Source organism: Streptomyces sp. NPDC002793 (genome assembly GCF_040295485.1).
GTDB lineage: Bacteria > Actinomycetota > Actinomycetes > Streptomycetales > Streptomycetaceae > Streptomyces.
Genome location: NZ_JBEOVL010000002.1, coordinates 329137 through 338008, shown reverse-complemented (window position 1 = coordinate 338008; position 8872 = coordinate 329137). Strand labels below are relative to the sequence as shown.

General features: G+C 69.2%; 8 protein-coding genes. 6 read left to right on the top strand and 2 right to left on the bottom strand.

From position 1 onward, the window contains the following. Positions 1-532 precede the first annotated feature (532 nt). The gene (locus ABT001_RS03280) at positions 533-1843 is read left to right on the top strand and encodes a PepSY-associated TM helix domain-containing protein (protein WP_502967409.1); all 1311 of its coding nucleotides are present in this window, start codon (positions 533-535) and stop codon (positions 1841-1843) included. Between the two features lie 634 nt (positions 1844-2477). Here the strand turns inward: ABT001_RS03280 and ABT001_RS03275 are convergent. Together ABT001_RS03275 and ABT001_RS03270 are read right to left on the bottom strand one after the other, a co-directional pair. Beyond that, the gene (locus ABT001_RS03275; RefSeq protein ID WP_351271518.1) at positions 2478-3065 is read right to left on the bottom strand and encodes a sigma-70 family RNA polymerase sigma factor; all 588 of its coding nucleotides are present in this window, start codon (positions 3063-3065) and stop codon (positions 2478-2480) included. Between the two features lie 138 nt (positions 3066-3203). Beyond that, positions 3204-3800 carry a hypothetical protein gene (locus ABT001_RS03270; protein WP_351271517.1) on the bottom strand — a complete coding sequence of 199 codons (597 nt, stop codon included), beginning with the start codon at positions 3798-3800 and terminating at the stop codon, positions 3204-3206. A gap of 495 nt (positions 3801-4295) precedes the next feature. Between ABT001_RS03270 and ABT001_RS03265 the strand changes: the two genes are divergently transcribed. From ABT001_RS03265 to ABT001_RS03245, 5 genes are all read left to right on the top strand, one after another. Next, a complete protein-coding gene (locus ABT001_RS03265) occupies positions 4296-4496 on the top strand; it encodes a hypothetical protein (protein WP_351271566.1) in 201 nt (66 codons plus the stop codon). Positions 4497-4610: 114 nt separating this feature from the next. Continuing rightward, a complete protein-coding gene (locus tag ABT001_RS03260) occupies positions 4611-4943 on the top strand; it encodes a hypothetical protein (protein WP_351271515.1) in 333 nt (110 codons plus the stop codon). After that, on the top strand, positions 4943-7234 hold the full coding sequence (locus ABT001_RS03255; protein ID WP_351271512.1) for a heavy metal translocating P-type ATPase: 2292 nt from the start codon (positions 4943-4945) through the stop codon (positions 7232-7234). Before ABT001_RS03260 ends, ABT001_RS03255 begins: the two co-directional genes overlap by 1 nt. Before the next feature lie 76 nt (positions 7235-7310). Beyond that, the gene (locus ABT001_RS03250) at positions 7311-7835 is read left to right on the top strand and encodes a copper chaperone PCu(A)C (protein WP_351271509.1); all 525 of its coding nucleotides are present in this window, start codon (positions 7311-7313) and stop codon (positions 7833-7835) included. A 288-nt stretch (positions 7836-8123) separates the two neighbouring features. Next, entirely contained in the window at positions 8124-8771 is a 648-nt protein-coding gene (locus ABT001_RS03245) for a DJ-1/PfpI family protein (RefSeq protein ID WP_351271506.1), read from the top strand. The last annotated feature ends 101 nt before the right edge of the window (positions 8772-8872 follow it).

Here is an 8872-nt window from a genome sequence, read left to right as displayed (position 1 = left end):
GCTCAGCCGAAGGCCGCCTGCGTGTACCGCAGTTACCAGCCCGAGTGATCAAGTACGACGGACCGTTCGGACCCCGAGGTTAAAGATCAAGCTAGTACGTCCCCACCTCGATATGCACGTGGTGGAGCCCGCTCTGCGAGCAAAACGCGTCCTCTGCTCATTCCCGAGGCGGCGTTGCGTAAGGAGGCAGTCCGCATGAAAGAAACGGTTCGGGCACCCGTAGCGGTAGTGGCAGCGGCTCTGGACGATGTGGCGGCCATCGGTAGCTTCTTCGCGCTGCGCGTCGGCGGCGCGAGCACCAGAATCCGAGGCGATCTGTGGTGTAGACCACAGTGGGTCGGGGGAACTAGTCTGCGCTCGCAGCCGACTTCTGGACCGGCTGGCCTTGGTCTGCCTGCACACCTTTACGCCCTTGAGGAGAGCAGCCTTGTCTGTCGAGCCAGCAGTCCGTGCCTCGGTCGAGGGGCGGGGAACCCCGGTAACTAGCGGATCCGGAGGGCCTGGTGCGTGGGCTTCCCTCCGGCCGCTGGTGATGAGGCTGCACTTCTACGCCGGTGTACTGATAGCCCCGTTCCTTCTGGTCGCGGCCGCAACGGGGTTCCTCTACGCCGCTTCGTACCAGGTCGAGAAGATCGTGTACGCGGACGAACTTCGGGTCCCCGTGGGGAAGAGCGAACTGCCGATCTCGCGGCAGGTGGCAGCAGCCCGACAGGCACATCCGGAAGGGAGCATCAGTGCGATCCGCCCGTCGCCCGAAGACGGTGCGACGACCCGTGTGCTTCTGTCAGGTGTGAAGGGCGTGGACGAAGGCCACACGCTCGCCGTGTTCGTGGATCCTTACACCGGAGAACTCGCCGGGGCACTGGAGCAGTACGGCTCGTCGGGCGCGCTGCCTCTGCGTACCTGGATCGACGAGTTCCACCGCGATCTGCATCTGGGCCAGACCGGCCGTCTCTACAGTGAGCTCGCCGCGAGCTGGCTGTGGGTGATAGCTGGCGGTGGCCTCGTCCTGTGGTTCGGACGGCGCAGGGCGCGCCGCAGGGTGCGCGGCGCGAGCGGGCGCAGGCGGACGCTCTCGCTGCACGGCACCGTGGGGGCTTGGGCGGCGGCCGGGCTCTTCTTCCTCTCCGCCACCGGTCTGACCTGGTCGACGTATGCCGGTGCGAGCGTCTCCGACTTGCGTGAGTCCCTCGGCCAGATCACGCCGACCGTCTCTGCCGGCCTCGCGTCCGGGGGCGCACACGCTGAGCACATGCCGTCGGGCGGATCCGCCGGCACGCCCGCCGAGGACGTCGGCTTGGACGCCGTACTGAACGCAGCCCGCAGCGAGCGTCTCTCGAACCCGGTGGAGATCGTCCCTCCGGCCGACGCATCGACCGCCTACGTCGTGCGCCAGATCCAGCGCAGTTGGCCCGAGAAGCAGGACGCGGCCGCCATCGACCCGGCCACGGGGGAGGTCACCGATGTGGTGCGGTTCGCCGATTTTCCGCTGCTCGCCAAGCTGTCCCGCTGGGGCATCGACGCACACACCGGCAGCCTGTTCGGTCTGGCCAATCAGCTCGTACTGGCCGCCCTCACCGCAGGTGTGATCGTGCTGATCCTGCTCGGCTACCGCATGTGGTGGCGACGTGGCCGCGGTTCGTCCTTCGGCCGTCCCATGCCGCGCGGTGCCTGGCAGAAGGTTCCGCCCCACGTACTCGTGCCGTTGATGGCGGGTGTCGCGGTTGTCGGGTACTTCGTGCCGCTCCTTGGCATACCGCTGGCAGTGTTCCTCGCCGTCGACATCCTCTGGGGGGAGATCGCTTACCGCCGTGGCAGGCGCTCGTACGCGCCGGTCGGCTGAGGGACAGGGTTTCTCATGCGGGCAACGGGGCAAGGGCGCTTCGACCAGTCGGTAGCCGTGCCGGTTCGAGCGGGGCGACCAGGTACTTTCTCTGCCGACTTCTCCTCAGCGGGCGCATGGACATGAGCGCGGGCCGGGAGGCGTCCGCCGCGCATGGGACGACCCCGGGAATGACGACTGCGCACGCGCTCGCAACGATGGGACCAGCTCTCTGTGTCGTCCGCGGGGAACGGCTCCTATGGCGACTGGCTGTCCTGATCCGTCCGGTACTGCAGTGGATTCGCAGTGGATTTCACCGCCTGCTCAACCGCATGCGCCGCCCCACACGCGAAGGCAGTGCAGCGCGCCTCGGAAGGGCACCCGAGCGGAGCGCCTGGCGACGCGTTCCGCCGCCGGTGCTCGTTCTGGGCATACTTCTCACGGTCCTACTGGGTCGGGCTCTTCCGCTGCTGGGCATCACGCTGCTTGCCCTCCTCGTCGGTGGCTTGGTCGCCGGTCTCGTGCGGCGGGGCCGAGCGAGGTAGTGGCTGGAGGGGAAGGAGTACGGAATGTGTTGCGGGTCCAGCCGATGAACGACCGCTCGGTGCGCGGTCCGCGCACCGAGCGGTCGTAGACCCGGCAGGTCCGGGCTCGGTCAGCAGGCCAGAGCAGGCTCCGCCTTGTCGTCGAGCATGGCGCACAGTGACGTACGCGCTCGCGAGACCCGGGATCTGATGGTTCCCACCGGGCACGCGACGGCACGAGCCGCGTCGTCGTACGGCATGTACAGGACCTGGGTCAGTACGAACGCCTCGCGGCGGGCATCCGGGAGCGAGTCGATGAGGGCCATGAGAGCGATGCCTTCATCGAATCCGGGCAGGTCACGCGGTTGGCTGCACTCCGCTACGTGCTGCCAGTCAGACGTGTCAGTCAGACGGGGCCGGGAAGCGGCACGCCGCAAGCTGTCGACGACAGTTCGGCGGGCGATGGTCAGTATCCAGGCTCGAGCCGAGCCCCGTCCTTGGAAGAGATGGACGGTGCTCACTGCGCGCAGGAAGGTCTCCTGCACCAGGTCGTCGGCCATCTGAAAGTCGTCGGCCAGAGCGGTGACATATCGACGTACGTCGTGGTGGAGGGCACGGAAGACGTGCTCGAAGGCATCGGCGTCGCCGGCCGCGGCACCGAGAGCCCAGGCGGTGACTTCGTCCTCCGTCACCGCGGGTTGTCTTTGGGCAGGAAGCATGGGAACTGCGGTTCCTTCCGGGTGTCCGGACAGGGCGCGGCCCACGGGCATGCGCCAATCCGGAAATTGGGAGAGCGCGTCCGTGCATCACCTGCACGGACGCACGTCGGCGGTGATGCAGCCGACGTGATCCAGCTGTCAGTGGACAGCGATCTCCCCCGGAGGTCCCCGGGTGACGAGCGTGTGGACGAGCAGTCGCGGGCGTGGAAGCGTGACGGAGCGGTCGACCGCGGACGCGGGGGGAGCGGGCGAGTGGGGCCGGAGGGCGTTGAGAAGTGCGAGGGGAAGGTGGAACCGGTCCGCCAGGGCTCGCAGAATCTGGAAGGCGGCCCGCTCACCGCGGGCAAGCCACACGCCGCACAGCAGCGCCGCCACCACGTGCGCCGCGAGCATCCCCCAGGAAGCGTCGCCGGTCATCGCTCCCATGTCGTGTATGGGCGGGGTCGCGTGGGCACCGTGAGCGGCGGTGTGCCCGAGCGCCGCTATGGCGGAGGAACCGCCTTCGAGCCGGGGCAGCGGCATGCTGTCGGTGAGACCGGCCTGCGCCGCGACGTCGTAGGCGCGCGCCGCTGCGCCCATGTCGCTGTGCGGGCCGCAGAGCAAGGCGTCCGCCCATCTCTCGGCGAGCCCGGAATCTCCTCCGGCTCCCGTGGCCGCCAGCGGCGCGGTCTGCACGAACGTGAACGCGCCGTGGAGCGCTGCCTGTACGGCGGCGGTGAGAGCGACGACAGTCACCTGGCCCCGTTCCCGTCCAGTGACGAGCCAGGCCAGTGTGCCGACTCCTCCTACGCACAGGAGCAGAAACCACCAGGGCAGTGCATCGTCCGACATGAGGACGTGGCCGCAGGCAGCGAGAGCCACGCACACGACCGCGAAGAACGCGGACCGTGCGGCGCGAAACCGCCATCCCACCGACATGGCATCCAATCCTGGCATTGTTCCCGCAGCGGCTCGCTGCCGGGTCCCGTGCGGCCTGTTGCGGACGACGCAGGACGCTTCGACGGCATGGCCGTCCACACGGTCGACACGTGAAAGGGGTCGTACAGCGGTACCTTCTGGTTCCCGCCACCTCGGGAGTTCCGGGAGCATCGGGTGCGCGCGGGCGGGGCCACTGTGCTTCCCCGCAGGACGACGGCCGAGCTTGCGGCCCGGCAGCCGGGGGCATTACCTCCGTATTCGTCTCCGGCTGTAGCCGGAGGCCATGAATGGAGGAGAGAGCGCGATGACCGGATCCCCGAGCCCCTGGCCACCTTCTGCGGGAACTGCAACTGCGGCTGCCCGCAGTTGTTCGTGGACGACAGTGCTCCCGCCGAACGCCGGATCGTGATCACCGACGACTTCGGACAGCGCGTGGAGATGAGTGCCGACCAGTTCGGGTCCCTGGTCGAGGAGGCCAAGGCCGGTCACCTCGACGCAGCTGTGACCGCATGACGGCCGTGCGGTTCCTGGAAACCTCGAGACCTGATCACTGACCATCTCCTTCGGTCAGCACCGTGGTGGTTCTTACGCCTTCCTGCCACACCTCACCTCACCCGGACGGGTGCTGTGACGCTGCTCACCCGTGCGGCGGGGAACTCCGGCCGGAGCGCCTTCGACTTCTGGACCGTCACGAGCCGTCGCAGCACGGCTCTCATCCAGAACGAGGAGCACTCCGTGGAGCAGACGGCAGGTCCCGAACCCGAAGCCAAATCCGGCCGAGGCGTCCCGCCACCGGCGCTGTGGGTGTTCCTGTTGCTGCTCGGGGTCCTGTTCGCGGGCGCCTACACGGTGGGGAATGCAGTGGGGCCCGTCGCGCCGGGGATGCACGGTCCGGGAGCGGCCGGCGACACGCCCGCCGACGACGGGGACATGCCCATGGAGCACGGGGGCGGTCACTGATGGCGGCTGAGGCGACGCCAACGGCGGCGATGACGGACATCAACGTCGGCGGTATGACCTGCGCGGCCTGTGTGCGACGAGTCGAGCGCAAGCTGGGCAAGCTGGACGGGGTCACGGCGGAGGTGAATCTCGCCACCGGCCGGGCCCGCGTGAGCCATCCAGCCGCAGTGACCGTCGACGAGCTGATGTCCGCCGTCGAGGCCGCGGGATACACGGCCCACGTCATTTTTCCCCCGGTCGAGGGGCAACCACAGCGGCGGGCGGAGGACACGGCCGAGGACGACGTCCGGCGGGAGCGCGAGCGGCTGACCATCACCGCGGCGCTTTCGCTGCCCGTCCTCGTCCTGTCGATGGCGCCGCCCTTGCAGTTCGACAACTGGCAGTGGCTGTGTTTCGTGCTCGCCGCTCCGGTCGCCGCCTGGGGAGCCTGGCCCTTCCACCACCGTGCCCTGAGCGGACTGCGCCACGCCGCCGCCACCATGGACACGCTGGTGTCGCTCGGCGTGCTCGCGTCGTTCCTCTGGTCGGCGTACGCGCTGTTCCTCGGGGGAGCGGGCATGCCCGGCATGCGGATGCCGTTCAGCCTGGTGCCCTCCGCCACCGCCGGAGTGGCGCACGTCTATCTCGAAGCGGTCGTGGGCGTACCGCTGTTCGTCCTGCTGGGTCGGTTCCTGGAAGGCAGGGCGAGGCGCGGGACCGGGGCGGCTTTGCGGTCGCTCGCCCAGCTCGCCGCGAAGGAGGTCACGGTACGCCGTAGCGGCGCGGACGTACGCCTGCCGATCGAACGGCTGCGAGTCGGTGAGGTGTTCGTGGTCCGTCCCGGTGAACGGGTGGCCACCGACGGGGAGGTTTCCGAGGGAAGCTCCGCCGTCGACCTGTCCCTGGTCACCGGCGAGTCCGAGCCCATCGAGGTCGGCCCGGGATGCTCCGTGACCGGAGGGTCGGTCAACGTGGGCGGCCTGTTGCTGGTGCGCGCGACCGCAGTAGGAGCGGACACGCAGCTCGCCCGCATCACCAAGCTCGTAACGGACGCCCAGGCGGGCAAGGCACGGGCCCAGCGGCTGGCTGACACGATTGCCGGCATCTTCGTCCCGGTCGTCCTGGCCCTCGCGGCCACGACGCTCGGATTCTGGCTCGGCGCCGGCGCCGACCCTGAGGCCGCGATCACCGCCGCTGTGGCGGTTCTCGTCGTGGCCTGCCCGTGCGCCCTGGGCCTCGCGACACCTACGGCGCTGATGGCTGCCACCGGGCGCGGAGCGCGGCTGGGCGTCCTGGTGAGCGGGCCGCAGGCACTGGAGGGGCTCAAACACGTCGACACGGTGGTGCTCGACAAGACCGGCACCCTGACCTCCGGGCACATGAGCGTCGGGCGGATCACCGCGACACCTGACGGACCGGACGCGGACGAGGTCGTCCGGCTCGCTGGTGCGGTCGAGGAAGGCTCGGAGCACCCGCTGGGCCGAGCGATCACAGCCCAGGCGCGCCGTGCGGGCGGAGACGAGCCGCTGCCTGCCGTGTCCGCATTCCGGGCCACCGCCGGGCACGGTGTGAGCGGACACGTGGACGGGCGGGCCGTGGAGGTGGCTGCACCTGACGGAGCGGAGCTGCCCGCCGCTCTGTCGGCGGCCCGCGAACGAGCGGACGAAGCGGCCCGTACGGCGGTACTGGTACGGGTGGACGGCGCTCCCGTCGCGATCATCGAGGTGGCCGACCTCGTGCGGCCCGGCAGCTACCGCGCCGTCGACCGGTTGCGCAGGCTCGGGGTCCGCCCCGTGCTGGCCACCGGCGACCGGGCCGCCGTCGCACGGGCGGTCGCGGAGGACCTCGGCATCGCGGAGGTCCACGCCCGCTGCACACCGCAGGACAAGGCTGAAGTGGTACGCAGACTGCGTGCCGAAGGCCGGCGGGTCGCTGTCGTCGGGGACGGCGTCAACGACGCCGCAGCGCTCGCCGGCGCGGACCTGGGCATCGCCATGGGCACCGGAACCGACGTGGCGATCGGCGCCGCCGACGTCACGCTCGTACGCAGCGACATCGAGGCGCTCGCAGACGCCGTCCGGCTGGCCCGGCACACCCTGGGCACCATCCGCACCAACCTGGCGTGGGCCTTTGGCTACAACGCCGTGACGATGCCGCTGGCCATGGTCGGGCTGCTGAATCCCATGGTCGCCGCAGTCGCGATGTCGCTCAGCTCCGTCCTCGTCGTGGCCAACAGCCTGCGTCTGCGCACCTGGCAGCCGTCCCGGGCCCGGCAGCGCCGTGGCCGTACCGCGCCCAGGAGCCTGGCGTGACCTACCAACCCAGCCTCGCTGGGTTCGTCTCGGCGAACCTCATATCCCTCTCCTCTCCGTAAGGGAGCGCGCGTTCATGAAGAGCATCCGTCCGCCGAGGTCCGGCCGGCTTCGCCGTGCCCGCCAGGCGGCCGCGACGGGCACGGCAGTGGCCGTCGCCTCCCTCGCAGCTGTCGGAGGACTTTCCGCCTGGACCACCGCAGGCTACGCGGGCAGCCCCGCGAACATCGAGGTACGGGAGGCCCGCCTGCTGCTGCCGGTGATGCCTGGGCGGAACACCAACGCCTACTTCCACATCGTCAACACCGGCGGCGCGCCGGACCGGCTCCGCTCGGTCTCCTCTACGGCTGCATCGGCCCCGGAGTTGACCACGCATCGTATGAACGCGGCGAACGGGGCCTACCGTGAGCGGTCCGGGACCGTGGAGATTCCGGCGAACGGGGAGGTGGCAATGTCCCCCCAAGGCTCGGCGGTGACCCTCCGCTCCGATCCCTCGTGGCGTCCCGGGAGCCGGGTCACGTTCACTCTCGACTTTCAACGGTCCGGGACGGTCACCGTGCAAGCCTTGGTCAGACCGGTCACTCTTGGCTCCACCCCCTGAAGCCGAGGCGGGTCTCGCACCTCCCCCCAGGACTTCGCCATCCCATCGGTGAACTTCGCCGAGGGTGGGAACTCGGCATCGTTTCCATCCGACTTATGGGGTGGTCCGTTAGCTGCTTCCTTCGATGGCGGCAGCGAATTTCCGGCTGCGGAGCGCTCTCGGAATCTTCGGCTCCCGGGTGGCCGGGCGTTCACGGACTGGGCGGAGAACCACATCGGATTCTTCCACTCGTGCGAAATTTCCGCCTTCTTCGTGCGTGCGCTGGACCGATTCACCGAGGAGATTTACGTGCAGGTAGCGATCGTGCTCTATCCCGGATACACCGCACTGGACGTCATAGGCCCCTACGAGGTCCTGGGGCGCCTGCCGGGGGCCCAGACCGTCTTCGTGGCCGAGAATCCCGGCCTCGTGACCAACGACCTGGGCAGCCTGTCGATCAATGTCGTAAAGAACTTGGACGAGGTGCCCGCTCCCGATGTGGTCCTGGTCGGCGGAGGCGCCGGGCAGGCGGACCAGATGACTGACGGCGCTCTGCACGACTGGTTGCGAACGGTCGACCGTTCCGCGACCTGGATGACATCGGTCTGCACGGGATCGCTGGTGCTGGCCGCCTCCGGAGTCCTGTCCGGCCGCCGGGCGACGACCCACTGGGGAGCGTTGGACCAGCTCACCGAGTTCGGGGTGACGCCCACGCCGGAGCGCGTGGTCATCGACGGCAAGTACGCGACCGGCGCCGGCGTCTCGGCCGGTATCGACATGGCCCTCGCGCTGGCCGGCCGGATCTCGGGCGACGACGTGGCGCAGGCCGTGCAGCTTCTCATCGAATACGCGCCGCAGCCGCCCTACAACGCGGGAAGCAGGGAGACGGCCTCGGACGAGGTCGTCGACACCCTATTCGCCGTCTTCGGCCCCGATACGTCTCATGAAAGTGACTGAGCCTCGTTTCCCCGTGGGGGTGCGATTCCGATTGATTTCTCGGTTACGGCGGGAACTCGACCGGACCACCATTCGACTATTAACACGAAGCGGCCACCAGT